The organism is Mycolicibacterium neoaurum ATCC 25795 (genome assembly GCF_000691525.1).
Taxonomy (GTDB): domain Bacteria; phylum Actinomycetota; class Actinomycetes; order Mycobacteriales; family Mycobacteriaceae; genus Mycobacterium; species Mycobacterium neoaurum.
Genome location: NZ_JMDW01000008.1, coordinates 327,801 through 353,011, shown reverse-complemented (window position 1 = coordinate 353,011; position 25,211 = coordinate 327,801). Strand labels below are relative to the sequence as shown.

The following is a 25,211-nucleotide window of genomic DNA, read 5'->3' as shown; positions in this document are numbered from 1 at the left end:
GTCAGCCCACCGCGATGGACGCGGCGCGGCGCGTTTCGTGCACCCGCAGGCCGTAGAACACCACCGCGGCCAGCCCCCAGCCGAGCAGGACGTCGATGACATAGTGCTCGGCGGTGTAGACCAGGGTGAACGCCATCACCAGCGGATAGGCGATCAGCACCGGCCGCCAGCGCCGGCTCAGCCGGGTCCATAGGAAGGCGGCCAGAGCGGCCGACATGCCGGCGTGCAACGACGGGATGGCCGCGACCAGATTGACGCTGGCCTGGCCCTGGTCGAGCAGAGCCGTTGCGGTGTGCAGATCCAGCGCGCGCCAGCCCCGCGCGACGATGCGTTCGATCCACTCGTTGGCGCCGTCCATGCTGGTGCTCATCGCGCCCAACACCCCGCCGTCGGGCACACCACGCGCGGAACCGAACATGCACTCCGGTCCCGACGGTCCCCCGGCCACATCGGCCGCGGTGCACCGTGCGGCGGCCCACGGCGGCGCCGCGGGCACCAGCGCGTAGATGAGCAGGCCTGCGAAGTTCAGGCCAACGAACAGTTTGACGAAACTCTTCCACTCGTCGCGGTTGCGCAGCCAGAGCACGCCGGCAATGACATACGGCAGGATGAAGAAGGACATGTACACCGAGCTCATGAGCACTTCCCACAGCGGCGGCTCGGGCAGCTTGAGTCGCTCCTGCAGCCACACCGTCGGCATATGGCCGAAGAACATCCATCGATCGGCGTCGGCCTGCCAGTGCCACATCGTCGGTCTGCCGACCAGATCTGCCGCCCCGCGGCTCAGGTCGTAGGCGATCAGCAGCAACGCAAAAGGCAACCAGTCGCGGATGACGTAGAGCACCGCACGACCCTGACCGATGCTGGCCGCCATCAGACCGGTGCCGATATAGACCAGCAGCAGCTCGCGGTTGAACGCGAAGCCGTCGGTCACCGTGCGATAGATGACGACGCCCGCCCAGATCGCGATCGCGGCGTAGCGCAGGTACCGCAGGCGCTGAGGCCGACGGTCGGTACCGTCCGGCAGCGAAACGATCGACTGTTCCTCGTCAATCGTGGCCACGTTACGGGAGCCTAGTTCACCTGCTGGTCACCCGGCGTTTGCCCGAGGTTGCGGTGTGGTGTCAGATGTTGTCGCGCAGAAACGCGATGTCATCCTTGCGGCCGTCCTCGGACGTCTCGCAGATCACCGGGGCATCGGCGGCCTTCACGACGGCCACCAGCAGGTCGGGATCGATCTGCCCGGTACCGAAGTTGGCGTGCCGGTCGGCGCCGGAGCCGGCCGCGTCGCGGGAGTCGTTGCAATGCACCAGATCGATGCGGCCGGTGATGGCCTTGATCCGGTCGACCGCGTCGATGAGTGCCTCACCGGCCGCCCATGCGTGGCATGTGTCCAGGCAGAACCCGATCCCCTTGTCGCCGATGCGTTCCCACAACCGGCCGATGGTGTCGAAATGACGCGCCATCGCATGGTCGCCGCCCGCGGTGTTCTCCAGGTACACCGGCACGTCGGTCTCCAGGTAGTCCAGCGCCTTGGCCCAGCGCTCGAACCCGGCCTCCATGTCGTTGTCGTCGGCGTGCCCGCCGTGCACGATCACCGCGGTCGCGTTGATCTCGGCGGCGGCATCGCAGGTGTCCTGCAGGATCTTGCGGGACGGGATGCGCACCCGGTTGTTCGCCGAAGCCACGTTGATCAGGTACGGCGCGTGTACGTACAGCGGGACGGCCGCGGCCTTGAGGGCTTCGGCATCCTCGCGGGGCTTGGGTTTCTTCCAGCTCTGCGGGTTACCGAGGAAGAACTGCACCACGTCGGCGTTCTCGTCGGCGGCCGCGGCCAGCGGGTCGTCGGGGTTCACATGCGATCCGATGAGCACGCGGCCAGTCTAGGCGCGCGCACCGACGGGCCTACGGGGGCGGCGTCACGTCGAATGTGCATCTGTTGCGGTGTTCCCGCCGAAAGTCCGACGACGATTCACACTCGGCGCGCGGCAGATCTCTCAGAGGTCTCACAACCTGGGCGGCCCGAGACTGGGTCGATGAGCAGACCGTTTCTCGGTAGCGACGCCGTCGCGCAAGGCAGGGTGACGGCCCACTCGTTACGGACTCACCATGACGCCCTCTATCCCAACGTCTACCTCCAGAGGGACATCGCGTTGACCGCGGCTCTGCGCGCCGAGGCCGCGTGGCTGTGGTCCCGGCGCCGCGCCATCGTCGCAGGCAACTCGGCGGCTGCCCTGCATCGCGCGAAGTGGGTCGACGCCCATCGCCCCGCAGAATTGATACACGCCAACCGTCGCCCACCGCGGGGTATCCACACCTGGGCCGATCGGATCGCGGACGACGAGATCGTCGAGATACGCGGGATGCCAACGTGCACACCGGCGCGGGCCGCACTCGATATCGCCTGCCGATACCCGCCGGACCGGGCGGTCGCTGCGCTCGACGCGCTGGCCCACACGACACGGCTCGACCTGACAGCCGTGCAGAAGCTGATGGCCCGGTATCCGGGCAGGCGCGGGCTGCGCGGGGCACCCGCAATCCTCGACCTCGTGGACGCCGGAGCGGAGTCACCGCGCGAGACCTGGCTACGGTTGGTCGTCATCCGCGCCGGTTATCCACGTCCACAGACCCAGGTCCGCATCCGCGATCGGTACGGCTACGAATTCGCCCGCGTCGACCTCGGCTGGATCGACCGCCGGATCGGTATGGAATACGAAGGGCGGCATCACCAGAGCGACCCGTTGACCTATGAGCGCGATATCCACCGCCTCGAAGAGCTGACGCATCAGGGCTGGACCATCATCCGGGTCACGGCCGCCGACACTGAGGACAGCGTCCTGATCCGACTCGGTGACGCGTGGCAGCGCCGAGTGTGAAACCGCTGCGGAAAGTCGCCCAAGTTTCCGACGACGATTCAAATTCGCCGGCACCCGGGCACGAAAAAGGCCCCCGGGACGAATCCCGAGGGCCTTCTCCGAAACGAACTACCGGTAGTCCGAGTAACCGTAATCGTCCAGCGGCACGGCAGCGCCGGTGCTCTGGCCGAAGTCCGGGCTGTAGTACTGATCCTCGTAGGACGGGATCGTGTACGCCGCAGCGCGGGCCTCTTCGGTCGGGTTGACCTGGATGTCGCGGTAACGGGCGATGCCGGTACCGGCCGGGATCAACTTACCGATGATCACGTTCTCCTTCAGACCCATCAGCTTGTCGCTGCGGCAGTTGATCGCCGCATCGGTCAGCACGCGAGTGGTCTCCTGGAACGACGCCGCCGACAGCCACGAATCGGTGGCCAGCGATGCCTTCGTGATACCCATCAGCACCGGACGTCCCGCCGCGGGCTCGTTGCCCTCGGCGACGACGCGACGGTTCTCCGACTCGAACTCGCTGCGCTCGGTCAGCGATCCGGGCAGGAACTCCGTGGCACCGGAATCGATGATCGTCACGCGACGCAGCATCTGCCGCACGATGACCTCGATGTGCTTGTCGTGGATCGACACACCCTGGGCGCGGTAGACCTCCTGGACCTCACGGACCAGGTGGATCTGCACCTCGCGCGGGCCCTGCACACGCAGCACCTCGTGCGGATCGGCAGCACCTTCCATGAGCTGCTGGCCGACCTCGACGTGGTCACCATCGGAGAGCAGGCGCTCGGAACCGTCGTCGTGCTTGAACACCTTCAGGCGCTGACGACGGGTCAGCTTGTCGTAGACGACTTCCTCGCCACCATCGTCGGGAACGATGGTGATCTTGTAGAACTTGTCGGTCTCCTCCAGCTGCACCCGGCCGGTGACATCGGCGATCGGGGCCTTGTTCCGCGGAACGCGGGCCTCGAACAGCTCCTGCACACGCGGCAGACCACCGACGATGTCGGCGCCACCGGTGACACCACCCTGGTGGAAGGTACGCATGGTCAGCTGCGTGCCGGGCTCACCGATCGACTGCGCCGCGACGATACCGACGGCCTCGCCGATGTCGACGAGCTTGCCGGTGGCCATCGAGCGGCCGTAGCACATGGCGCAGACGCCGGTGCCCGTGGTGCAGGTCAGCACGGAGCGGACCTTGACCTCGGTGATGCCGGCGGCCAGCAGCGCGTCGATGGCCGGGTCGCCCAGGTCATGTCCACGCTCGATGACGACGTTGCCGTTGGCGTCCACCGCGTCGGTGGCCAGCGTGCGGGCGTACGCCGACGTCTCGATGTGCTGATCGCGGACCAGCGTGCCGTCCTCTGCCTTCTCGGCCAGCGTGACGTTGATGCCGCGCTCGGTCTGGCAATCGGTCTCACGCACGATGACGTCCTGCGACACGTCCACCAGACGACGGGTCAGGTAACCCGAGTCGGCGGTACGCAGCGCGGTGTCGGCCAGACCCTTACGGGCACCGTGGGTGTTGATGAAGTACTCCAGCACGGTCAGGCCCTCGCGGAACGAGGACTTGATCGGACGCGGGATGTACTCACCCTTCGGGTTGGTCACCAGACCCTTCATGCCCGCGAGCGTGCGGGTCTGGGTGATGTTGCCCGTGGCGCCGGACTTCACGATCGTGATGATCGGGTTGTCCGAGGGGTAGTACTCCTCCAGCGCCTTACCGACCTCTTCGGTGGCCTGCTGCCAGATCTTCACCAGCTCGCCGTTGCGCTCGTCATGGTTGAGCTTGCCGCGCTGGTACTGCTTCTCGATCGCGTCGGCTTCGCCCTCGTAGCGCTCCAGGATCTCGGTCTTCTGCGGCGGCACGAGCACGTCGGCCATGGAGACCGTCACGCCCGAGCGGGTCGCCCAGTGGAAGCCGGCGTCCTTGAGCTTGTCGACGGTCTGCGCGACGACGATCATCGGGTAACGCTCGGCGAGATCGTTGATGATCGACGCCTGCGCCTTCTTGAACATCTGCGCGTTCACGAACGGGTAGCCCTTGGGCAGCAGCTCGTTGAACAGCACCCGACCCAGCGTGGTCGAGGCGGTCCAGGCATCCCCGTGCTTCCAGCCCTCGGGGAACAGCTGTGCCTCGATGTCGGCCGGCGGACGCAGGGTGGTCAGCCGCACCTTGATCTTGGCGCGCACGCTCAGCGCACCGCGGTCCATGGCCATGATGGCCTCGGCCGGGCTGCTGTAGACGCCGGTCTCCGGGGTGTCCTTGGCGGCCGGGGTGTATTCGCCCTTGTCACCGTCGATCTCGGTGGTCAGGAAGAACAGACCGGTCACCATGTCCAGACGCGGCATGGCCAGCGGGCGACCCGACGCGGGCGACAGGATGTTGTTGCTGGACAGCATCAGGATGCGTGCCTCGGCCTGCGCCTCCGCCGACAGCGGCAGGTGCACGGCCATCTGGTCACCGTCGAAGTCGGCGTTGAACGCCTCACACACCAGCGGGTGCAGCTGGATGGCCTTGCCCTCGACCAGCTGCGGCTCGAAGGCCTGGATACCCAGGCGGTGCAGCGTAGGTGCACGGTTCAGCAGCACCGGGTGCTCGGCGATGACCTCTTCGAGGACATCCCACACCTGGGGACGCTGACGTTCCACCATGCGCTTGGCGCTCTTGATGTTCTGCGCGTGGTTCAGGTCGACCAGACGCTTCATCACGAACGGCTTGAACAGCTCGAGTGCCATCAGCTTGGGCAGACCGCACTGGTGCAGCTTGAGCTGCGGACCGACGACGATGACCGAACGGCCGGAGTAGTCGACGCGCTTACCGAGCAGGTTCTGACGGAAGCGGCCCTGCTTGCCCTTGAGCAGATCGGACAGCGACTTGAGCGGACGGTTGCCCGGCCCGGTGACGGGCCGGCCACGACGGCCGTTGTCGAACAGCGCGTCCACCGACTCCTGAAGCATGCGCTTCTCGTTGTTGACGATGATCTCGGGAGCACCGAGGTCGATCAGTCGCTTGAGTCGGTTGTTGCGGTTGATGACGCGGCGGTACAGGTCGTTCAGGTCGGAGGTCGCGAAGCGGCCACCGTCGAGCTGGACCATCGGGCGCAGCTCCGGCGGGATCACCGGAACGGCGTCGAGCACCATGCCCATCGGCGAGTTGCCGGACTGCTGGAACGCGGCGACGACCTTCAGTCGCTTGAGCGCACGCAGCTTCTTCTGGCCCTTGCCGTTCTTGATGGTGTCGCGCAGCGACTCGGCCTCGGCGTCGATGTCGAAGGTCTCGATGAGCTTCTTGATCGACTCGGCACCCATCGCGCCGGTGAAGTACTCGCCGTAGCGGTCGACGAGCTCGCGGTAGAGCACCTCGTCGACGATGAGCTGCTTGACGGCCAGCTTGGTGAAGGTGGTCCAGATCTCGTCGAGCCGGTCCAGCTCACGCTGGGCCCGGTCGCGCAGCTGGCGCATCTCACGCTCGCCACCGTCGCGCACCTTGCGGCGCACGTCGGACTTGGCGCCTTCCTTCTCCAACTCGGCCAGGTCGGCTTCGAGCTTCTGGGCCCGGGCCTCCAGGTCGGCGTCACGCTGATCCTCGACGGCCTTCTTCTCGACGACCATCTCGGCCTCGAGCGTGGACAGCTCGTTGTGCCGCATCTCGGTGTCGACCGCGACGATGACGTAGGCCGCGAAGTAGATGATCTTTTCCAGATCCTTCGGGGCCAGGTCCAGCAGGTAGCCCAAGCGCGACGGGACGCCCTTGAAGTACCAGATGTGCGTGACGGGCGCGGCCAGCTCGATATGGCCCATCCGCTCACGACGCACCTTGGCGCGGGTCACCTCGACGCCGCAGCGCTCGCAGATGATGCCCTTGAAGCGGACACGCTTGTACTTGCCGCAGTAGCACTCCCAGTCGCGAGTAGGTCCGAAGATCTTCTCGCAGAACAGGCCGTCCTTTTCCGGCTTGAGCGTGCGGTAGTTGATGGTCTCCGGCTTCTTGACCTCGCCGTAGGACCAGTTGCGGATGTCGTCCGCGGTCGCCAGACCGATGCGGAGTTCATCGAAGAAGTTGACGTCTAGCACGTAACTCCCTTTCCCCTTGCGGGACTAGAAATACTAATTAGGCCAGATCTTCGACAGAGGCGGATTCGTTGCGCGACAAGTTGATTCCGAGGTTGGCAGCGGCGCGCTCCAGGTCCTCGTCGTCTCCGTCCCGCATCTCGATCGCCGCGCCGTCCGAAGACAGCACCTCAACGTTCAGGCAGAGCGACTGCAGCTCCTTGAGAAGCACCTTGAACGACTCCGGGATGCCCGGCTCGGGGATGTTCTCGCCCTTGACGATTGCCTCGTACACCTTCACGCGGCCCACCGTGTCATCGGACTTGATGGTGAGCAGCTCCTGCAGCGTGTACGCCGCGCCGTAGGCCTGCATGGCCCAGCACTCCATCTCACCGAATCGCTGACCACCGAACTGCGCCTTACCACCGAGCGGCTGCTGGGTGATCATCGAGTACGGACCGGTCGAACGGGCGTGGATCTTGTCGTCGACCAGGTGGTGCAGCTTCAGGATGTACATGTAGCCGACCGTCACCGGGTACGGGAACGGTTCGCCACTGCGGCCGTCGAACAGCTCGGCCTTGCCCTGTGCGTTGACCATGACATCGCCGTCGCGGTTGGGGAGGGTCGAGCCGAGCAGGCCTTCGAGCTCCTTCTCCTGCGCGCCGTCGAACACCGGGGTCGCCACGATGGAGTCGGACGGGGCCGACTGCATGCCCTCGGGCAGGTTGGCCGCCCATTCGGGTGAACCCTCGATGTTCCAGCCGGCCTTGGCCACCCACCCGAGGTGGGTTTCCAGGATCTGACCGATGTTCATACGACGCGGCACACCGTGGGTGTTGAGGATGATGTCCACGGGGGTGCCATCGGGCATGAACGGCATGTCCTCGACGGGCAGGATCTTGCCGATGACGCCCTTGTTGCCGTGGCGTCCGGCGAGCTTGTCGCCGTCGGAGATCTTGCGCTTCTGGGCCACGTAGACGCGGACCAGCTCGTTGACACCGGCGGGCAGCTCGTCGTCGTCCTCGCGGCTGAACACGCGGATGCCGATGACCTTGCCGGACTCACCGTGGGGCACCTTGAGCGACGTGTCGCGGACCTCGCGGGCCTTCTCACCGAAGATGGCGCGCAGCAGGCGCTCTTCGGGGGTCAGCTCGGTCTCGCCCTTCGGGGTGACCTTGCCGACCAGGATGTCGCCGTCGCGGACCTCGGCGCCGATGCGGATGATGCCGCGCTCGTCGAGATCGGCGAGCACCTCATCGGAGACGTTCGGGATGTCCCGGGTGATCTCCTCGGCGCCCAGCTTGGTGTCGCGGGCATCGATCTCGTGCTCTTCGATGTGAATCGAGGTGAGCACGTCCTCTTCCACCAGACGGTTGGAGAGGATGATCGCGTCCTCGTAGTTGTGACCCTCCCACGGCATGACGGCCACGAGCAGGTTCTTGCCGAGGGCCATCTCACCGTTCTCGGTGCAGGGACCGTCGGCGAGGACCTGTCCGGCCTCCACACGCTGTCCGGTGTCCACGATCGGGCGCTGGTTGGCGCACGTGCCGTGGTTGGACCGGGCGAACTTGCGCATCCGGTAGGTCTGGCGGCTGCCGTCATCGGCCATCACGGTGATGTAGTCGGCCGAGACCTCTTCGATGACACCGGTCTTGTCGGCGACGACCACGTCACCGGCGTCGATCGCGGCGCGCAGCTCCATACCGGTACCGACCAGCGGGGCCTCGCTGCGGACCAGCGGAACGGCCTGGCGCTGCATGTTGGCACCCATCAGGGCACGGTTGGCGTCGTCGTGCTCGAGGAACGGGATCATCGCGGTCGCGACCGACACCATCTGGCGCGGCGAGACGTCCATGTAATCCACATCGTCGGCCGAGACGAACTCGACCTCGCCGCCCTTACGGCGGACCAGGATGCGGTCCTCCTCGAAGCGGCCGTTGGCATCCAGCGGCGAGTTGGCCTGCGCCACGATGTGGCGGTCCTCCTCGTCGGCGGTCAGGTAGTCGATCTGGTCGGTGACCACACCGTCGGTGACCTTGCGGTACGGCGTCTCGATGAAGCCGAACGGGTTGACCCGGGCGTACACCGACAACGAACCGATCAGACCGATGTTCGGACCCTCAGGGGTCTCGATCGGGCACATCCGGCCGTAATGGCTGGAGTGCACGTCGCGGACCTCAAGTCCGGCACGCTCACGGGACAGACCACCGGGGCCCAGCGCCGACAGACGACGCTTGTGGGTCAGACCCGACAGCGGGTTGTTCTGGTCCATGAACTGCGACAGCTGGCTGGTCCCGAAGAACTCCTTGATCGCCGCCACGACGGGACGGATGTTGATCAGGGTCTGCGGGGTGATCGCCTCGACGTCCTGGGTGGTCATGCGCTCGCGCACGACCCGCTCCATGCGCGACAGGCCGACCCGGATCTGATTCTGGATCAGCTCGCCCACGGTGCGCAGACGACGGTTGCCGAAGTGGTCGATGTCATCGACCTCGACGGGCACCTCGACACCACCGGGCGCGGTCATCACCTTGTCGCCCTGGTGCAGACGCACCAGGTACTCGATGGTGGCGACGACGTCCTCTTCGGTGAGCGTCGAGTTGGTGATCGGCTGGCCCGCGTTCAGGCCGAGCTTCTTGTTCACCTTGTACCGGCCCACGCGGGCCAGGTCGTAGCGCTTGTCCTTGAAGAACAGGTTCTCCAGCAGGGTCTGCGCCGACTCCTTGGTCGGGGGCTCGCCCGGGCGCAGCTTCCGGTAGATGTCCAGCAGCGCCTCGTCGGTACCGGCGGTGTTGTCCTTCTCCAGCGTGCTCATCATGATCTCGGAGAAGCCGAAGCGCTCGGTGATCTGCTCGTTGGTCCAGCCGAGCGCCTTGAGCAGCACGGTGACCGGCTGGCGACGCTTGCGGTCGATGCGCACACCGACGGTGTCGCGCTTGTCGACGTCGAACTCCAGCCAGGCGCCGCGGCCCGGGATGACCTTGACGCTGTGCAGGTCCTTCTCGGTCGCCTTGTCGATCGACGAGTCGAAGTACACGCCCGGCGAGCGGACCAGCTGGCTCACCACGACACGCTCGGTGCCGTTGATGATGAAGGTGCCCTTCTCGGTCATCATCGGGAAGTCACCCATGAAGACCGTCTGGCTCTTGATCTCGCCGGTGTTGTTGTTGATGAACTCGGCCGTGACGAACAGCGGGGCCGCGTACGTCATGTCCTTGTCTTTGCACTCGTCGACCGGGGCCTTGACCTCGTCGAAGCGCGGATCCGAGAAGCTCAGCGACATGGAGCCGGAGAAGTCCTCGATCGGGGAGAGTTCGGCAAGGACCTCTTCAAGACCGCCCACGGGGTTCACGTCGCCGCGGTCGACTGCCTTGGTGCGCCACTTGTCCGAACCGACCAGCCACTCGAACGAGTCGGTCTGAACGTCGAGCAGCCCCGGAACCTCAAGAGGCTCGCGGAGCTTGGCGAAGGAAATACGATTGGGCGCTCCCGGAACGGAGCTATTAGTGGAATCTGACTTGCTCTGGCTCGAGACTGCCAAGATGCACCCTTCCAGCTATATCTGCATCGGTTCGGCTGGCTCTCAAGCCCGAATCTTCGGGGAACCACGGCACGCGTCTAGATCGCTGAGCAGGGCTCAGGCTAGGTCCACGATGTCAGGTGCACAGAAGGGTGGGCAGGATGCAGCCAGCGCAACGTCCAACAATAGCGGAACATGGCGCATTCCTCAACCACGGCATGTATGGGGTGCATCCGGCGCTGGCTGGCGTCTGGATCCTGCACTCTTCCTCATACATTGCTGCCCAACAGACTGGCCCGTTTGCCTCCGTCCGTCAAGAGATAAGGCCGTGTCGGCTGTGGAGTTTTCAGATTTGCTCGGCGCAATGTTCCGCTGACAGCCGCGTCGTGCCCATATATCCGCGACGGAGCTGTCAGCGGAACATTGCGTCCGGCCACGACAAAGAAACCGCCCGGGCGACAGCCCGCGCGGTTTCTTTGTCGGATCAGGTTCTACTGGTTGCTCACCGGGATGGACTGCGTCGGGGCGTCGTCCTCCTGGTTGTGCGGACGCGCCGCAACGTGGCCGGGCTCGTGCGAGGCGTACTGGTGGGTGCCCTCCAGGTCGTCGCGGATGGCCTCCTGGGCGGCCGGCGGCAGCGTGTGCAGGATCTCGCGCACACGAGCCTGACGACGGGCCACACCCTTACGTTCGGGCATGCCGGGGGTGGCCGAAAGCTGCGGCGGCACACCCTCGATCTCCTCGACACCACCGTCGTGCTGCCCCTGCTCCAGCATGGCCTGCTCGGCGGCCGCGGTCGCCTCGTCCTTCTCCTCGGACATACCGATCGGACCGATACGGCGACCGTTGAGGAACTGCTTGACCACCGGCTCTTCGGAGGTCAGCAGCACCTCGCGCGGGCCGAACATCACCAGCTGCTTGCGGAACAGCATGCCGATGTTGTCGGGCACCGTACGGGCGATGTTGATGTTGTGCGTCACGATCAGCACCGTCGCGTCGATCTGGGCGTTGATATCGATCAGCAACTGCGAGAGATAGGCGGTACGGACCGGGTCCAGACCGGAGTCCGGCTCGTCGCACAGGATGATCTGCGGGTCCAGCACCAGCGCGCGGGCCAGGCCGGCACGCTTGCGCATACCACCGGAGATCTCACCGGGGAACTTGTGCCCGTCGTTGGGCATACCGACGAGCTCGAGCTTTTCCATGACGATGTTGCGAATCTCGGACTCGCTCTTCTTCGTGTGCTCACGCAACGGGAAGGCGGTGTTGTCATAGATGTTCATCGAGCCGAACAGCGCACCGTCCTGGAACAGCACACCGAACAGGGTGCGGATCTCGTAGAGCTCCTTGGCCGAGCACTCCAGGATGTTCGTGCCGTCGATGATGATCGAGCCGCGCTCAGGCCGCAGCAGACCGATCAGCGACTTCAGGAACACCGACTTACCCGTACCCGAGGGGCCCAGCAGAACGCTGACCTCACCTGCGGGAATCGACATCGTGACGTCTTCCCAGATCTTCGACGACCCGAACGACTTGCTCAGGTTGTTCACGTCGATTTGGACGCCCATACATGTTCCTTCCGATTGCAGCCCGGGTATTACCACTCGCCTGGGGCACCTGTGGCTTGAGTCACTGTAACCTACGCGCATTTCCAGCAACTACGAACGGTTGCCCTGCGCAGGCACGGAAACGACTGCGGGCCGGGTCGAATGATCGACCCGGCCCGTAGTGCGAGTGAACTACTTGACGGTGACGGTGGCGCCGGCGGCCTCGAGCTTGGCCTTGGCATCGTCAGCGGCTTCCTTGTTGACCTTCTCCAGCAGCGGCTTGGGCGCGCCGTCGACGAGGTCCTTGGCTTCCTTCAGGCCCAGACCGGAGACGATCTCGCGGACGACCTTGATGACGCCGATCTTCTTGTCGCCGGCACCCTCGAGGATGACGTCGAATTCGCTCTGCTCTTCGGCGGCCTCGGCGGGCGCACCGGCGGCGGGGCCGGCGGCCACGGCGACCGGAGCGGCGGCGGTGACGTCGAAGGTCTCCTCGAACTGCTTCACGAACTCAGAGAGCTCCAGCAGGGTCATTTCCTTGAACGCGTCGAGCAATTCTTCGGTGGACAGCTTTGCCATGGTGATTCCTTATCTCTGTGGGTGGTGGTGGTATGTGCGGACTCAGGCGGCGGTTTCTTCGCCAGCCTTCTTCTCTTGCAGAGCTGCGGCCAGACGGGCGATCTGGGACGCGGGCGCCACGAACAGCGCCGCGGCCTGGGACTGCTTCGCCTTCAGCGCGCCGGCCAGCTTGGACAGCAGGACCTCGCGCGATTCCAGATCGGCGATGCGGTTGACCTCATGGACGGAAAGAGCCTTTCCGTCCATGTAGCCGCCCTTGACGACCAGTGCCTTGTTGTCCTTGGCGAACTTCTTGATCGCCTTCGCGGCGTCAACGGGCTCGCCGCTGATGAACGCGATGGCGGTCGGGCCGGCGAACAGATCGTCCAGACCCTCGATGCCGGCTTCGGCAGCCGCACGCTTGACCAAGGTGTTCTTGGCAACCGTGTAGGTGGTTCCGTCGCCCAGCGACCTGCGCAGCTCGGCAAGATTGGACACCGTCAGGCCGCGGTACTCGGTGACGACGGTGGCCGTCGCCTCCTTGAACTTCTCGGCGATGTCGGCGACCGCGGTGGCCTTTTCAGCCTTGGCCATGCTTGCCTCCTCGTGATGGTTGGGTCGTCCACCGCATGAGGGGCCAGAAATCACAAACGCCCCGACACAGAAAGGTCGGGGCGCGCAAGAATGCTTCTACCTCGTCCTCCTGCGTGGGCCGCCGGGAAATCCCGGACCTTCAACCTGTTACCAGGTGACCTACGGTCTTCGGTGGAACTGCAGAAGGATAGCCTGCCCGGCGGCCTCAGCCCAAATCAGCGCCGAACGCCGGGTCAGGTGATCGCCAGCACCCCCGCCCCGATGAGCCCGGCATCCGACCCCAGCTCGGCGGACACCACCCGCAGATCGCGCAGGAACGTCAGCCCGGCGTAGTCGGCCAGCGCCGCGCGCAGCGGGTCGAACAGCACCGGCCCGGCTTTGGCCACCCCGCCGCCGATGACCACCAGATCCAGATCGCATACCGCGCCGGTCGAGGCGATCATCGCGGCCACCGCGGTCGCACCGCGACGGAACGCCTCGACGGCGATCGGATCATCGCGTTGGACGTCCGCGGCGAGCTCTCTGGCATCGGTGCCCGCCCAGCCCTGCGCGCGGGCCCAGCGGGTCATCGACGGCCCGGAGGCCACCGTCTCCACGCAGCCGCGGCCCCCGCACGGACAGCGCTGCCCGTCGAGCTCGATCACCGTGTGCCCGACGTGCCCGGCGTTGCCGGTGCGGCCGTCATAGGGCATGCCGTCGAGCACCAGTCCCCCACCGATACCGGTCGAGACCACCATGCCCAGCACGAACTGTGCGTCCCGTCCCGCGCCGTACCGGTGTTCGCCGAGCGCCATACACAGCCCGTCACCGCCGAGTCGTACGCGCAGCCCGGTCAGCTCCGCGACGCGTGCCACGATCGGGAAGTCCCGCCACACACCGATGTTCACCGGGCTGATCGCCCCGGCGCCGAGGTCCACCGGTCCGGCCGACGAGATGCCGACGGCCTCGACCGCCCCGCCGGCACCGGCGCCGAGGGTGGTCGTGATCAGGTCGGCCGTCGCGTGCCAGGCGTCCTCGGCCGAGGTCTGCGGTGTCGGCACCTGGGTCCGGTGCACCAGGGTGTTGCCGTCGACCAGTGCGGCGGCGATCTTGGTGCCACCGATGTCGATCGCGAGGACCGTCATCAGTGCCGGTGGGTGTTGTCGGGCTGACGCGGATCGCCGGGGTGCTCGTATCCGGGTGCCAGCTGCACGAGTTCGGCGGTGCGGACGTCCAGCCATTGTCGGAACACGCGCCGCTGCGCCGCCGATCGCAGGTGCTCGGCGATCAGCAGATAGGCCTCATCCAGCGGCAGCGGCACCGATCGGCGTGGCCCGAACCGGCCGGGGTTGCGCCGGTGGTAGTCGGCGATCTCGATATCGGTCACGTCGACGCGGGCGGTGACAGCGGCGAACGCGGCCCGACCCGCGGACGTGCTCAGGACGGCCGCGGCGATGCTGCCGATCTCAAGGCGCGCGGTCATATCGGGCAGGATCTCCTCCTGCGTCGGGATGTGGCCCGGGGTGCCCGTCTCGAGTTCGACGACCCGTTCGGCGGCCAGCAGCTGGGTCAGCCAGCGTCGCAGCTGCCGGCCCTCGCTGGTACCCGGCCGTGGCAGCGCAGCCGCCGAATTACCTTCTCGTAGTTGCTTTTCCCTTTCGTCGACTGCGGCGACGGTGATCGCGACACCGCCCACCAGCGCCGCGGTCACGTCACCACCACCGCGACGGCCGGCGAGTAGACCAGCGCACCCGCCGCGGCCACCCGGACCAGCGCCCACCATCGGCCCGGTGCCACCGAGGCCGGCGGGGTGACGTCGAAGTCCAGGGTGACCCGACCCGCTGCCGGCAGTTCCGCGCCGATCACGGCGGGCCCCAACCACTCCCAGGTGCCCCATGGACTGATCAGATGCGCCTCCACCGAGAGGTCGGCGCGGGCGTCGGTGCCGACGGTGACGCTCAGTCGCCCCTGACCGCCGGGTCGGACCCGCACCTGCTTCGGCCCGTCGACCAACCGCAGCACCTCCTGATCAGTCGCCTCGCCGACGTGGACCAGGCAGACATCCTCGACCACCTGACGCCACGCGGCCGGCAGACCTCGCCCGCCGGTGAGCGCCAACTCCACACGCACCGGGTACAGACCGGGCTGCGCCGCAGCGGGTACCGCCAAGGTGACCTCGGCGTCAAGGTACTCCCCCGGCGGCAACACGAAGGTCACTTCGTCGGGGTCGGCCGACCATTGCGGTGGGCAGATCAGCCGGACCCGGCCGCGCAGTGCGGCATCGGTGCAGTCGCTGGCGGCGGTCAGTCGTAGCTGCAGCGCTGTGCCCGGCTGCACCTGCGCCTGCCGGGGATGCACGTGGGCGACCGCGGGCAACCCGCCCAGTGGTGCGGGGCCGCGGTTGTGCAGCCAGTATCGCGCGTAGACCGGTTGCGCCGCTTCGGCTTCGGGGCCGATGGGGTCGTGGTCGGCGTGCAGGATCTGCACCGCGTCCAGGTGCGCCAGCATGGTGGCGATCTGATAACCGTGCAGCGCATCGGTTGCCGGGCCGGAATCGTTTTCCAACAGGTCGCCGTGGCGCAGACCGGAGACCGCGCAGATACCCGACCGGATGACGAACGGCGTGTGCCTGCCATGCGTCTCGACGAGCCGCATGGCCACCGATCCGGCGTCGACACCGGCGAGCGCGCCTGCCGCCATCGGGTTCCCCGCGGCCTTGAGCGCGCCGAGCTGAACACCCTCGGCGTCGACATCGAGCAGGGCGCCGTGCGCGGGAAGCAGATCCGCTCCCGCCCGCCGATTCACCACCGCGATCAACGGGTGGCCGAATTCTGCGCTGCAGCGCGGTATTCCGCGGTCCCGCCAGTCACCAGAACCGGCGACCAGCGCGTAGTCGAAGGTGTGCGTCCAGTGCTGCAGCCCGAAGTTGGATCCGTCCGGCGCGGTGCGACGTGGCGGGTCGATCCAGGTTCCCGAGGGCCAACCCGTGCACGAGCGCATGAGCGACGTGTGCAGCGTGCCGTCGGGTTCGACTGCGAAGCCGGGCACCCCGCGGTTGAGCAGCGCGACCGTGGCCGGTTCGAAGGGTTCCATCCCGGCCGGCGTCTGCTGTGACACCGCGATCTCGGCGTCGGCGATATCGTCGATCAGTGCGGTGAGCCCGCCGGCGATGACGAGGACCGGCAGCGCGCGCTCGCCGCGCAGGTCGGCCCCCGGCACCCATTGCTGTTTCAGCGGTGCGACCGCGGGAACCCAGACGCGCGCCGCGCCGGTCGCCGAAAGCTGGCGGTTGAACTCGTGGCGATAGTCCGGCGCGGAAGCCAATACCGCTGCAGTGAAGGCATTCTCGTCCGGTCCACCGATGGCCAGTCGGGCGTCGGGTAGGTTGGAATCCACCGCCAGATCCCCGTAGCGGGGTTGCGCGGCGACGGTGCAGGTGGCGGTGACACCCGTGCGCACCAGCGCGACCATCAGGTCGCGGGCGTCGAAATCGTCGTCAGGGACCACCAGCTCGGCCACCGAGATCGCCCTGACCTGTTCCCCGACGCGCACCCGCAGCGTCGCCGAGAGGCCGAACCAGCCGTAGGCGGGGTTGTCCAAGGTGGACGGGTACACGGCGGCATCCACCGCCCGGTCTCCGTCGTGGAACAGTCCGAACCCGCGACCGATGACGGCGTCACCGACCTCGCTGACAGGCATGGCGCCGGGCACCGGGCATGGCCAGCGCAGCCGCAGCAGATCATCGGAACCGGTGAATTCGTCTATGACCGTGCGGTATTCGATGCGCTCGACACCGTGCCAGACGGTGATGGTCTGGGTGTAGCTCACCCCATCCCCGATATGCCCGGTGACGACCAGCCGTTCACCGAGCGCACACCGCCACAGCTGGACCGCCGCGGGATGTTCGGCCGATGTGGTCACCGGCCCGCGCGGCAGCAGATGCCAGGGTCCCTCACCGGCCTGCGGGTGGGCCGGATACTCGTCGTAGACCGCGAGTTCGTTGCCGACGCACCCGGCTGCGATCCATTCCCTGCCGTCGGTGATCAAGGAGCTGACCCCGCCGCCGCGGTCGGGGTCCACGGTCACCCGATGCCGGTCGGTGCCGATGGTGACACCGTCGTGCGGTTCCCAACGTGACCCGCGCCCTTCGGTGTCGAGGCGGTAGCCCTGCCAACCCAGCGAGCCGACACCCTCGGCCAGCCAGCTGACCCGGTTGTTCTCGATCAAGGTCGGCAACTCGGTGCCGTCGACGTCACGGACCACGCCGGTGAAGTCGTGATCCAGCTCGGCGGTGACGATATCGGTCCGGTTGTGCGCCAGCGGGTTCCACACCACCAGCGGGACATTCACCGCACCGGAGAGCAACCGTAGCGCGTTGTCGCGGGTGTTTCGGCCGATCTCCCACGCGTCGCGCCAGCCGGTCAGCAGGTCCAGGTACACCTGGTCGGACTCGGACCCGGTGATGGCGTCGTGGTGGGCGCCGTAGGCCAGCTGCACCCAGGCCTTGGTCAACGCGGCCTGCGGGTACCGCACCCCGCCGAGCACCCCGGCGAACACAGCAAAGCGCTCGGCCTCCAGCACGGAATTCTCGGCGGCGCGGTTGGCCTGTTTGGTGTCGATATAGGAGACGTCCTTGCCGGTGTAGATGGGATTCATATCCCTGGTCTGCACCGACGCCCGTCGCCCGGTCCGGTCGAGTTCGTCACGGACCGCGGCGAAGAACTCGCGCGGCAACGCGCACACAAACCGAGGCCAGGTGTAGCGGGCGTTCCAGTCGCGGTGGATCTCGGTGACCCACTTGTTCGGCGGCGTGTAGTCGGTGCCGACAGGAAGGAGCACGTTGCGGGTCAGCGCGACCTTTTTCAGTTCGGTGAACAGCCGGTAGGTTTCGGCCTCGGCGTCGGCGAGTGTGGGCGCGGAGTCCATCCACCAGCCCGCCGCGTAGTGCGCGGGCATGTAGTGGGTCAGCAGCCCGCGTCCCGACGGCGCGGTCCACTCGAATTCGCTGGCGAACTGCATCCGTTCGGGATCACCGTGATCGGCCATCGGGCCCCACTGGTGGTGCGGTCCCCGCGCCCACGAACTGGATGTCAGTCCGGCGTCGGCGGCCATCCCGGGAAACTGCGGATCGTGGCCGAACACGTCGAGCTGCCAGGCCGTCGCCGGGTCACCGCCGAGCACATGTCGCTGGAAACCGATGCCGGCCACGATATTCCGGATCGCCGTCTCGGGACTTGTCAGGTTGGTGTTCGGTTCGTTGTAGGTGCCGCCCATGATCTCGATGCGGCCTTCTTCGATGAGCCGGCGCAGATCGGTGCGTTCCTCGGGGTGGGTGTCCCAGAACGGTTTGAGGTAGTCGACCTCGGCGAGCACGAACTTGTATTCGGGCACCCTGCGAGCCATCTCGAGGTGGGCGGTGACGAGGTCGAAGCCATTGGTCTGCCGGCACGCTCCGGGCGGGTCCTCGGTCCACAGGCTGGTGTAGGCCGCCTGGGTGTTCCACCACACCGGGTCGTAGTGGAAGTGGCTGATCATGTGCATGGTCCAGCCTGGTTCGGCGACCACGAACTCGAAGGCGGTGTCGCCGATTCGGGCGTTGTGGCGCCGGCCCGGGCTGGGGTCGTCGACGTAGACCGGGATCTCGACGTAGGTATCCCCCGGTTGGGCGACGGCCTCACCGTGGATGCCGTACCCGCTCACCCGCACCGGTGTGGGGACCGCGCAGGCGGTGTGGTGGGCGCGGACGAGTTGCAGCGGGGCGGCCGGCGGCCCGACGAACAACTCCGTCGACTCCGCAGCTGTCACACGCATGCTCCGCACCCTACGTTCGGGTGCCTGCCCGCTGCAGCAGTTCGGCCGCGCTCCGCACGGCGTCGGCGACTTCGGGAGGTTCGAGTACCTCGAACTCACATCCAGGCATGGCCAGATAGAGCGCCATCACCCGCGGATCGTCGGCGCCGGTGGTCAGGATGCAGGCGTCGGCACCGTCGGGCTCGATGTGCACCGAGGCCGACGAGAAGGTCTGTGCCACAACATCGCGCGGTGCCTGATAGCGAACCTTGGCGATATAGCGGTAGGGCGAGCTGGTGATGGCGCGTTGCACATACTGGGCGGCGTCGGGGGCCGGGCGTGCGGTGAAGGTACTGCCGATGGCACGGACGGTGTCCATCCGGTCCAGGCGCAGGCTGCGCCAATCCTGCTTGTCCCTATCGAAGGCCAGCAGGTACCACCGGCGTCCGGTGGTGACCAGTTGGTAGGGCTCCAGGCGGCGTTGCGATGTCGCGCCGCGGATATCGGTGTACCCGCAACCGACATGTTCGTGGTCGCGGCAGGCCCTGGCCAGCGTCATCAGCACCTCGGGATCGACGGGGGCGTCGCTGTGGGTCGGGGTCAGGGTGACGGTGCTGTCGTGTACCGCGGCGACCTGCGAGCGCAGCCGCGAGGGCATCACCTGGTCGAGCTTGGACAGCGCGCGCAACGCGGACTCTCCGACGCCGGCCACGCTGCCGCCGGCGGCCAGCCGCAGACAGACGGCCATCGCGACGGCCTCGTCGGGGTCCAGCAGCAGTGGTGGCATCGCCGCGCCGGCGCCCAGCTGATAGCCGCCGCCGTGGCCCTTGCTGGCGTGCACCGGATAGCCGAGTTCGCGTAACCGCTCGACATCGCGCCGGACACTTCGGGTGGTGACCTCCAGGCGTTCGGCCAGCTCCTCGGAGGTCCACACGCGACGCGACTGCAGCAGACCGAGCAGTTGCAGAACCCGGGCGGTACTCATGTCCATCATGCTGCCGCACTCATAGGACCGAAACTGTCCTATACGGGTGCGAGTCTTTGAGCCATGAACACCGAACTGCTGGCCGATCAGCTGGACTTCCACTGGGATCACCAGCTGCGCCCGAGGCTTGCCGGCCTCACCGACGAGGAGTACTTCTGGTCGCCGGCGGCTGACTGCTGGACGATCGGTCCGGATGGCCGGGTGGATTTCGTCTACCCGGAGCCCGAGCCCGCACCGTTCACCACCATCGCGTGGCGCATGGCGCATGTGATCGTCGGCGTGTTGGCCATGCGGAGTCATTCCCATTTCGGTGGGCCGGCCGCCGACTACCAGACCTGGCCGTATGCCACCGACGCCGCGACCGCGCTGGCCCAGCTCGACGAGGAGAAGGCACGGTGGATGGCCGGGGTGCGCGCCCTGTCCGATGCGGATCTGCAGCGCCCCTGTGGCCCCGCCGAGGGCCCGTATGCCGAGTATCCGATGGCCGTGCTGGTGCTGCACATCAACCGCGAGGTGATCCACCACGGCGCCGAAATCTGTCTGCTACGAGATCTTTTCACCCACACCCAGAAGGAGAACTGAGATGCCCGCCATGCCCCCTCCCGTTGCCGACGAACGCGCCGGACTCAAGGAGTACGTCGCCGCCCAGCAATACGCCTTCCGGGCGATCGCCTTCGGCCTGACCGACGAGCAGGCACGATCCACGCCCAGTGTCAGCGCGTTGTCGATCGGCGGGCTGATCAAGCACGTCACCAGCTGTCAGAAGGGGTGGATGCAGCGGGTGGCGGCGGCCCCGCAGCTGCCCGCGGCCGACGACCGCCCGATGGAGGACGTGCAGGCCGAGTATGCCGAAGAGTTCGTGATGCGCGAGGACGAGACCCTCGCGGGGATCCTGGCGGCGTTCGACGAACAGAATGCCGAGACCATCCGCCTCATCGAGACCGCGGATCTGGCTGCGGCGGTGCCGGTTCCGCAGGAGGTGCCGTGGTTCCCCAAGGATGTCGCGGCATGGTCGGTGCGTTGGGTGATCTTCCACATGATCGAGGAACTGGCCCGCCACGCCGGGCAGGGCGACATCATCCGGGAGAGCATCGACGGTGCCACCCTCTACGAGTTGCTGGCCGGGCTTGAGGATTGGGAGCCGACGCCGTGGCTGACCCCGTGGGGCAAGGAGGCGGTCTCGTAGTGCGCCGAGAGTGACGTAGTGGTCGCTCCTGCGTGACCTACAGCGACCATTGCGTCACTCTCGCGCAGTCCCGGACCAGCCGCGAGACTGCAGGGTCGCCCTGGCGTGGCCGATGATGTCGCTCGGGCGGTCCTCCTTGATGACGCGAATGAGGTGCCATCCCACCCGCTGCAGTTCGCGACCCACCCACACGTCGCGGGCGTAGATGGCGCGGTCGCTCAGATGCTGTTCTCCGTCGTACTCGACGCCCACCCGGTAGTCCTCCCAGACCATGTCGACCCGCCTGATGTAGCGACCTTCGGCGGTGTAGACAACCAATTGCGTTCGTGGCCTTGGCAGTCCGGCATCGAGGAAGAGCAGCCGAAGCCAGCTCTCGCGCGGCGATTCGGCACCGCCGTCGACATACGGCAGCAGATCGCGCAGTTGCACGAGGCCACGGACGCCTGGATGAGCCTCGGCCAGCGTCAGCACGTCCTCTATCCGGTAGGGCGCATCCCGCATGAGGGCATCCAGCCGCGCGATCGCCGGACTACGCCGACATCGACGTGCGAGGTCGAAGGCGGTGCGCTCACGCGTCGTGGTCGGGATGCCGCGGACGATCGTGATCTCGGCGCCGGGCAGCACGTCCTTGCGGATGACCAGGCCGGCCTGGTGTCGACAGCGGGCAAAGACCTCGATCGGCTCGGTATCGGAGACCCATCGCGCACCGTGCAGCGCGGCGGCCGCCACCCCACCGATGACCCCGTCAGGGACGGCGAGCAGCGTGGCATCGATCCGTTCGCGCAGCGTCGGGAGATGACCGCGCGGGATGTGCACGCCGCGCAGGAGCGGTTGGTAGCGGTGCCGTAATTGTCCTCGCGTCAGCGCGCCGGCCGACATCGCGGCGGCTCCGTCGAAGGGAATGTGCACATCTGCTTGGACGCAGCGGCGGCCCGGACGGATCCATACCAGCGCGAGAGTGACGTAGTGGTCGCTCCTGCGTGACCTACAGCGACCATTGCGTCACTCTCGGCGGCCGAGAGGGCTCAGAAGAACCGCACCGCGGCGTCGACGACGACATCCAGGTCCGCACCGAGCGCGCCGGAGAGCCACTGCTGGGCGAGCTCGGCCATCGCGCCGGTGTACATCGCCGCACCGACGCGGGCGGCGACGGGATCAGAGCCCGGGTGCAGCCGCGCACCCTCGGCGAGCACGGCATCGAGGAGTTGGTCCTGCAGGGCGGCGCGCCGTTCGGTGAGCACCGGATTGGCGCGGGCATCAGTGAACAGCACGCGGCCGCGGCGCGGGTCGGCAGAGCTGAAGCCGAGGACCGCCGCGACGCCGGCCCGGGTGCGCGCACTCAGGGAGTCCCCGGCCGAGGTCATCGCGGTGTCGACGGCCGCACCGAGTTCCGCGGCGACCTTGTCGAACACCGCGCCCAGCAGCTCGCCGATATCGGCGAAGCTCTCGTAGAAGTAGCGGGTGTTCAGAGCGCTTTCCCGGCATACCGACCGCACCGTCAGCGCGGCCTCGCCACCCGTTCCGAACAGCGCGTAGGCGGCGTCGATGAGCAGCGCACGACGCTCCGCGCGCCGGTCGGTCAGTGCGACGCCCGCCCAGCGAGTCATCGCATCAGACTAAATCTGGTCACTCCTGTATCCAAAATGTATTCTGGCTACAGCCGTGACCAGAAAGGGGCTCACCCGTGGACATGCCGCATCAGGTGCTGGAGCAAGGCCTGCAGGGCCGCTACGACAAGACCTTCCGCAGGCACTTCTTCAAGGGCCTGGAGTTCGCCGGCCCCGAGGGCGATCCGGGTTGGTTCGGACCAGGCAGTGCCGTCTGGCACGTGCACTCCCACACCGAGGCGCTGATCTTCGGCCTGCAATGTGCGGCCTATCTGGAACGCCTCGACCCGTCCATCTACTGGATGGGCATGCACCACTCACGCCTGGTCAAGCGCGAGGCCGACGGTACCGCCATCCCGGTCATCGACCCCGAGGGCGCCGCGATCCGGCTGGGCCATTCGATCGCCTTCTTCATCGGCACCGCTTACGGCAACACCGAGACCGCCGAACGCGTCGCACGAACCGTGCGCGCCATGCATCACACCATCAAGGGCACCAGACCCGACGGCGCCACCTACGACGCCGACGATCCCGACTGGCTGCGCTGGAACTACGCCACCGTGGTGTGGGGACTGGCCACCGCCCACGAGCTCTATCATCCGAATCCGTTGCGCGGCAAGAAACTCGACCGCTACTACGGTGAGTTCACCAGGGTCGGGCACGCTCTGGGCGGTACCGACCTGCCCACCACGAAGGCCGAGACGCTGGAGTGCCTGCACTCCTACCTCCCGCGCCTTGCCCTCACCCACGGCGCGGCGATGGCCACCGGACCCAATCTGCCGATGCCACAGAGCGCGGTCGACTGGGCGATCCGCGACACCATGCCGCGGTGGGCCAAACAGCTCATCGGGCACACCGATCCCAACCCCATCGAGCGGGCGGGGCGGCGCGCCATCGTCTGGTCGGTGATCAACGGGCTGCACACCGCCGCGGGCGCCGCCCCGGAATTCCGGCAGGCCCAGCGCCGGGTGGCGGGCGGCACCACCGTCGCGCACACCGAGCCGCGCTATGTGCCGGGCAGCGATCCCGAGCTAAGCCGTGACCAGGTGGAGCGCGCCTTCGTGTGATGCAGGCCACCCGTGTTTTTACCGCTACCGCCGGTTTTGAGACACTGCAGAGATGAGTACCCAACACCGAGAAGGAGCCCGGCTGGACCGGGTGCCATTGCCGGTGGAGGCCGCCCGCGTCGGCGCGACGGGTTGGCAGGTCACCCGCACCGGCGCCCGCGTCGCCGGCAGCCTGCTGCGCAAAGGGTCGCTGCAACAAAAGGTCATCAAGCAGATTCCGCAGACCTTCGCCGACCTGGGCCCCACCTACGTCAAGTTCGGCCAGATCATCGCCTCCAGCCCGGGCGCCTTCGGCGAACACCTCAGCCGCGAGTTCCGCGGCCTGCTCGACCGCGTCCCGCCTGCCGATTCGGCGGCCGTGCACAAACTGTTCAAGGAGGAACTCGGCGACGAGCCGCAGAACCTCTTCAAGTCCTTCGATGAGAAGCCGTTCGCGTCGGCCTCGATAGCCCAGGTGCACTACGCGACGTTGCATAGCGGCGAGGAGGTCGTGGTCAAGATCCAGCGACCGGGGATCCGGCGCCGGGTCGCCGCGGATCTGCAGATCCTCAAGCGCGGGGCACGGCTGGTGGAGTTCGCCAAGCTCGGCCAGCGGCTGTCCGCCCAGGACGTCGTCGCCGATTTCGCCGACAACCTGGCCGAGGAGCTGGACTTCCGGCTGGAGGCCCAGTCGATGGACGCCTGGGTGGCCCATATGCACGCCTCCCCGCTCGGGGAGAACATCCGCGTCGCGCAGGTCTACTGGGATCTGACCAGCGAGCGAGTGCTCACCATGGAGCGCATCCAGGGCACCCGCATCGATGATGTCGCCGCCATCCGCAAGCAGGGCTTCGATGGTGAACAGCTGGTCAAGGCCTTGTTGTTCAGTGTGTTCGAGGGCGGGCTTCGCCACGGCCTGTTCCACGGCGACCTGCACGCGGGCAACCTCTATGTCGACGATGCCGGCAAGATCGTCTTCTTCGACTTCGGCATCATGGGCCGCATCGATCCGCGGACCCGGTGGCTGCTGCGCGAACTGGTGTACGCGCTGCTGGTCAAGAAGGACCACGCCGCGGCGGGCAAGATCGTCGTGCTCATGGGCGCGGTCGGCACCGTCAAGCCGGAGGCCCAGGCGGCCAAGGACCTGGAGAAGTTCGCCACCCCGCTGACCATGTCCTCGCTGGGCGATATGAGCTACGCCGAGATCGGCAAGCAGCTCTCGGCGCTGGCCGACGCCTACGACGTGAAGCTGCCGCGAGAACTGGTGCTGATCGGCAAGCAGTTCCTCTACGTCGAGCGCTATATGAAGCTGCTGGCGCCGCGCTGGCAGATGATGAGCGATCCGCAGCTCACCGGTTACTTCGCCAACTTCATGGTCGAGGTCAGCCGGGAGCATTCCGACGAGCTGGACAGCTAGCACCCAAAGTCTCACCGCCGTAACGGCATTGACGCTCGCTGCGCTGAGCATGCGGGCGAACTGGAGGT

18 protein-coding genes are annotated in these 25,211 nt (G+C 66.9%); 5 read left to right on the top strand and 13 right to left on the bottom strand.

Going from position 1 to position 25,211, the window contains the following annotated elements:
- Position 1: 1 nt before the first annotated feature.
- Positions 2–1,063, bottom strand: a complete 1,062-nt coding sequence (locus IC40_RS0109160) for a phosphatase PAP2 family protein (protein ID WP_030134426.1) — start codon at positions 1,061–1,063, stop codon at positions 2–4.
- A 61-nt stretch (positions 1,064–1,124) separates the two neighbouring features.
- A complete protein-coding gene (locus IC40_RS0109155; protein WP_030134425.1) occupies positions 1,125–1,874 on the bottom strand; it encodes a deoxyribonuclease IV in 750 nt (249 codons plus the stop codon).
- Between the two features lie 162 nt (positions 1,875–2,036).
- Between IC40_RS0109155 and IC40_RS0109150 the strand changes: the two genes are divergently transcribed.
- Entirely contained in the window at positions 2,037–2,876 is an 840-nt protein-coding gene (locus IC40_RS0109150; RefSeq protein ID WP_030134424.1) for a putative endonuclease domain-containing protein, read from the top strand.
- A gap of 108 nt (positions 2,877–2,984) precedes the next feature.
- Here IC40_RS0109150 and IC40_RS0109145 read toward each other — a convergent pair whose 3' ends face one another.
- The 9 genes from IC40_RS0109145 to IC40_RS0109105 all read right to left on the bottom strand — a co-directional run bounded on the left by IC40_RS0109145 (position 2,985) and on the right by IC40_RS0109105 (position 19,893).
- Positions 2,985–6,938: a DNA-directed RNA polymerase subunit beta' gene (locus IC40_RS0109145; protein ID WP_030134423.1), complete on the bottom strand. Its 3,954-nt coding sequence runs from the start codon at positions 6,936–6,938 to the stop codon at positions 2,985–2,987.
- A 37-nt stretch (positions 6,939–6,975) separates the two neighbouring features.
- Entirely contained in the window at positions 6,976–10,470 is a 3,495-nt protein-coding gene (gene rpoB / locus IC40_RS0109140; protein ID WP_081843373.1) for a DNA-directed RNA polymerase subunit beta, read from the bottom strand.
- Between the two features lie 455 nt (positions 10,471–10,925).
- On the bottom strand, positions 10,926–12,002 hold the full coding sequence (locus tag IC40_RS0109135; protein ID WP_030134421.1) for an ABC transporter ATP-binding protein: 1,077 nt from the start codon (positions 12,000–12,002) through the stop codon (positions 10,926–10,928).
- 171 nt (positions 12,003–12,173) lie between these two features.
- Positions 12,174–12,560 (bottom strand): 50S ribosomal protein L7/L12, encoded by a 387-nt coding sequence (gene rplL / locus IC40_RS0109130; RefSeq protein ID WP_030134420.1) that lies wholly within the window; start codon positions 12,558–12,560, stop codon positions 12,174–12,176.
- 42 nt (positions 12,561–12,602) lie between these two features.
- A complete protein-coding gene (gene rplJ / locus IC40_RS0109125) occupies positions 12,603–13,133 on the bottom strand; it encodes a 50S ribosomal protein L10 (RefSeq protein WP_030134419.1) in 531 nt (176 codons plus the stop codon).
- A gap of 233 nt (positions 13,134–13,366) precedes the next feature.
- Positions 13,367–14,257, bottom strand: coding sequence for an ROK family protein (locus IC40_RS0109120; protein WP_030134418.1), 891 nt, complete (start codon positions 14,255–14,257; stop codon positions 13,367–13,369).
- Entirely contained in the window at positions 14,257–14,895 is a 639-nt protein-coding gene (locus IC40_RS0109115; protein ID WP_372493986.1) for a DUF7158 domain-containing protein, read from the bottom strand. The genes IC40_RS0109120 and IC40_RS0109115 overlap by 1 nt, the downstream gene beginning before the upstream one ends.
- Positions 14,820–18,923 carry a glycoside hydrolase family 38 N-terminal domain-containing protein gene (locus IC40_RS0109110; RefSeq protein ID WP_030134416.1) on the bottom strand — a complete coding sequence of 1,368 codons (4,104 nt, stop codon included), beginning with the start codon at positions 18,921–18,923 and terminating at the stop codon, positions 14,820–14,822. Before IC40_RS0109110 ends, IC40_RS0109115 begins: the two co-directional genes overlap by 76 nt.
- 10 nt (positions 18,924–18,933) lie before the next feature.
- Positions 18,934–19,893 carry a helix-turn-helix transcriptional regulator gene (locus tag IC40_RS0109105; RefSeq protein WP_030134415.1) on the bottom strand — a complete coding sequence of 320 codons (960 nt, stop codon included), beginning with the start codon at positions 19,891–19,893 and terminating at the stop codon, positions 18,934–18,936.
- A 57-nt stretch (positions 19,894–19,950) separates the two neighbouring features.
- Here IC40_RS0109105 and IC40_RS0109100 point away from each other — a divergent pair, with 57 nt between their 5' ends.
- Positions 19,951–20,469 (top strand): DinB family protein, encoded by a 519-nt coding sequence (locus IC40_RS0109100; protein WP_030134414.1) that lies wholly within the window; start codon positions 19,951–19,953, stop codon positions 20,467–20,469.
- 1 nt (position 20,470) lies between these two features.
- Complete coding sequence (locus IC40_RS0109095) at positions 20,471–21,073, top strand: DinB family protein (protein ID WP_030134413.1); 603 nt, start codon at positions 20,471–20,473, stop codon at positions 21,071–21,073.
- A gap of 54 nt (positions 21,074–21,127) precedes the next feature.
- Here IC40_RS0109095 and IC40_RS0109090 read toward each other — a convergent pair whose 3' ends face one another.
- Together IC40_RS0109090 and IC40_RS0109085 are read right to left on the bottom strand one after the other, a co-directional pair.
- The gene (locus IC40_RS0109090; RefSeq protein WP_042510061.1) at positions 21,128–21,952 is read right to left on the bottom strand and encodes a type IV toxin-antitoxin system AbiEi family antitoxin; all 825 of its coding nucleotides are present in this window, start codon (positions 21,950–21,952) and stop codon (positions 21,128–21,130) included.
- 146 nt (positions 21,953–22,098) lie between these two features.
- Complete coding sequence (locus tag IC40_RS0109085; RefSeq protein WP_030134411.1) at positions 22,099–22,680, bottom strand: TetR/AcrR family transcriptional regulator; 582 nt, start codon at positions 22,678–22,680, stop codon at positions 22,099–22,101.
- A 77-nt stretch (positions 22,681–22,757) separates the two neighbouring features.
- Between IC40_RS0109085 and IC40_RS0109080 the strand changes: the two genes are divergently transcribed.
- Positions 22,758–23,747, top strand: coding sequence for an oxygenase MpaB family protein (locus IC40_RS0109080; protein ID WP_030134410.1), 990 nt, complete (start codon positions 22,758–22,760; stop codon positions 23,745–23,747).
- A 52-nt stretch (positions 23,748–23,799) separates the two neighbouring features.
- The gene (locus tag IC40_RS0109075; protein ID WP_030134409.1) at positions 23,800–25,143 is read left to right on the top strand and encodes an ABC1 kinase family protein; all 1,344 of its coding nucleotides are present in this window, start codon (positions 23,800–23,802) and stop codon (positions 25,141–25,143) included.
- Positions 25,144–25,211 lie beyond the last annotated feature (68 nt).

Excerpts from the sequence above, each read along its gene's own strand:
- IC40_RS0109150 (WP_030134424.1), top strand. The coding sequence starts at position 2,037 with ATGAGCAGACCGTTTCTCGGTAGCGACGCCGTCGCGCAAGGCAGGGTG.
- IC40_RS0109135 (WP_030134421.1), bottom strand. The coding sequence starts at position 12,002 with ATGGGCGTCCAAATCGACGTGAACAACCTGAGCAAGTCGTTCGGGTCG.
- rplL (WP_030134420.1), bottom strand. The coding sequence starts at position 12,560 with ATGGCAAAGCTGTCCACCGAAGAATTGCTCGACGCGTTCAAGGAAATG.
- rplJ (WP_030134419.1), bottom strand. The coding sequence starts at position 13,133 with ATGGCCAAGGCTGAAAAGGCCACCGCGGTCGCCGACATCGCCGAGAAG.
- IC40_RS0109120 (WP_030134418.1), bottom strand. The coding sequence starts at position 14,257 with ATGACGGTCCTCGCGATCGACATCGGTGGCACCAAGATCGCCGCCGCA.
- IC40_RS0109115 (WP_372493986.1), bottom strand. The coding sequence starts at position 14,895 with ATGGTGGGCGCTGGTCCGGGTGGCCGCGGCGGGTGCGCTGGTCTACTC.
- IC40_RS0109110 (WP_030134416.1), bottom strand. The coding sequence starts at position 18,923 with ATGCGTGTGACAGCTGCGGAGTCGACGGAGTTGTTCGTCGGGCCGCCG.
- IC40_RS0109105 (WP_030134415.1), bottom strand. The coding sequence starts at position 19,893 with ATGGACATGAGTACCGCCCGGGTTCTGCAACTGCTCGGTCTGCTGCAG.
- IC40_RS0109100 (WP_030134414.1), top strand. The coding sequence starts at position 19,951 with ATGAACACCGAACTGCTGGCCGATCAGCTGGACTTCCACTGGGATCAC.
- IC40_RS0109095 (WP_030134413.1), top strand. The coding sequence starts at position 20,471 with ATGCCCGCCATGCCCCCTCCCGTTGCCGACGAACGCGCCGGACTCAAG.
- IC40_RS0109090 (WP_042510061.1), bottom strand. The coding sequence starts at position 21,952 with ATGTCGGCCGGCGCGCTGACGCGAGGACAATTACGGCACCGCTACCAA.
- IC40_RS0109085 (WP_030134411.1), bottom strand. The coding sequence starts at position 22,680 with ATGACTCGCTGGGCGGGCGTCGCACTGACCGACCGGCGCGCGGAGCGT.
- IC40_RS0109075 (WP_030134409.1), top strand. The coding sequence starts at position 23,800 with ATGAGTACCCAACACCGAGAAGGAGCCCGGCTGGACCGGGTGCCATTG.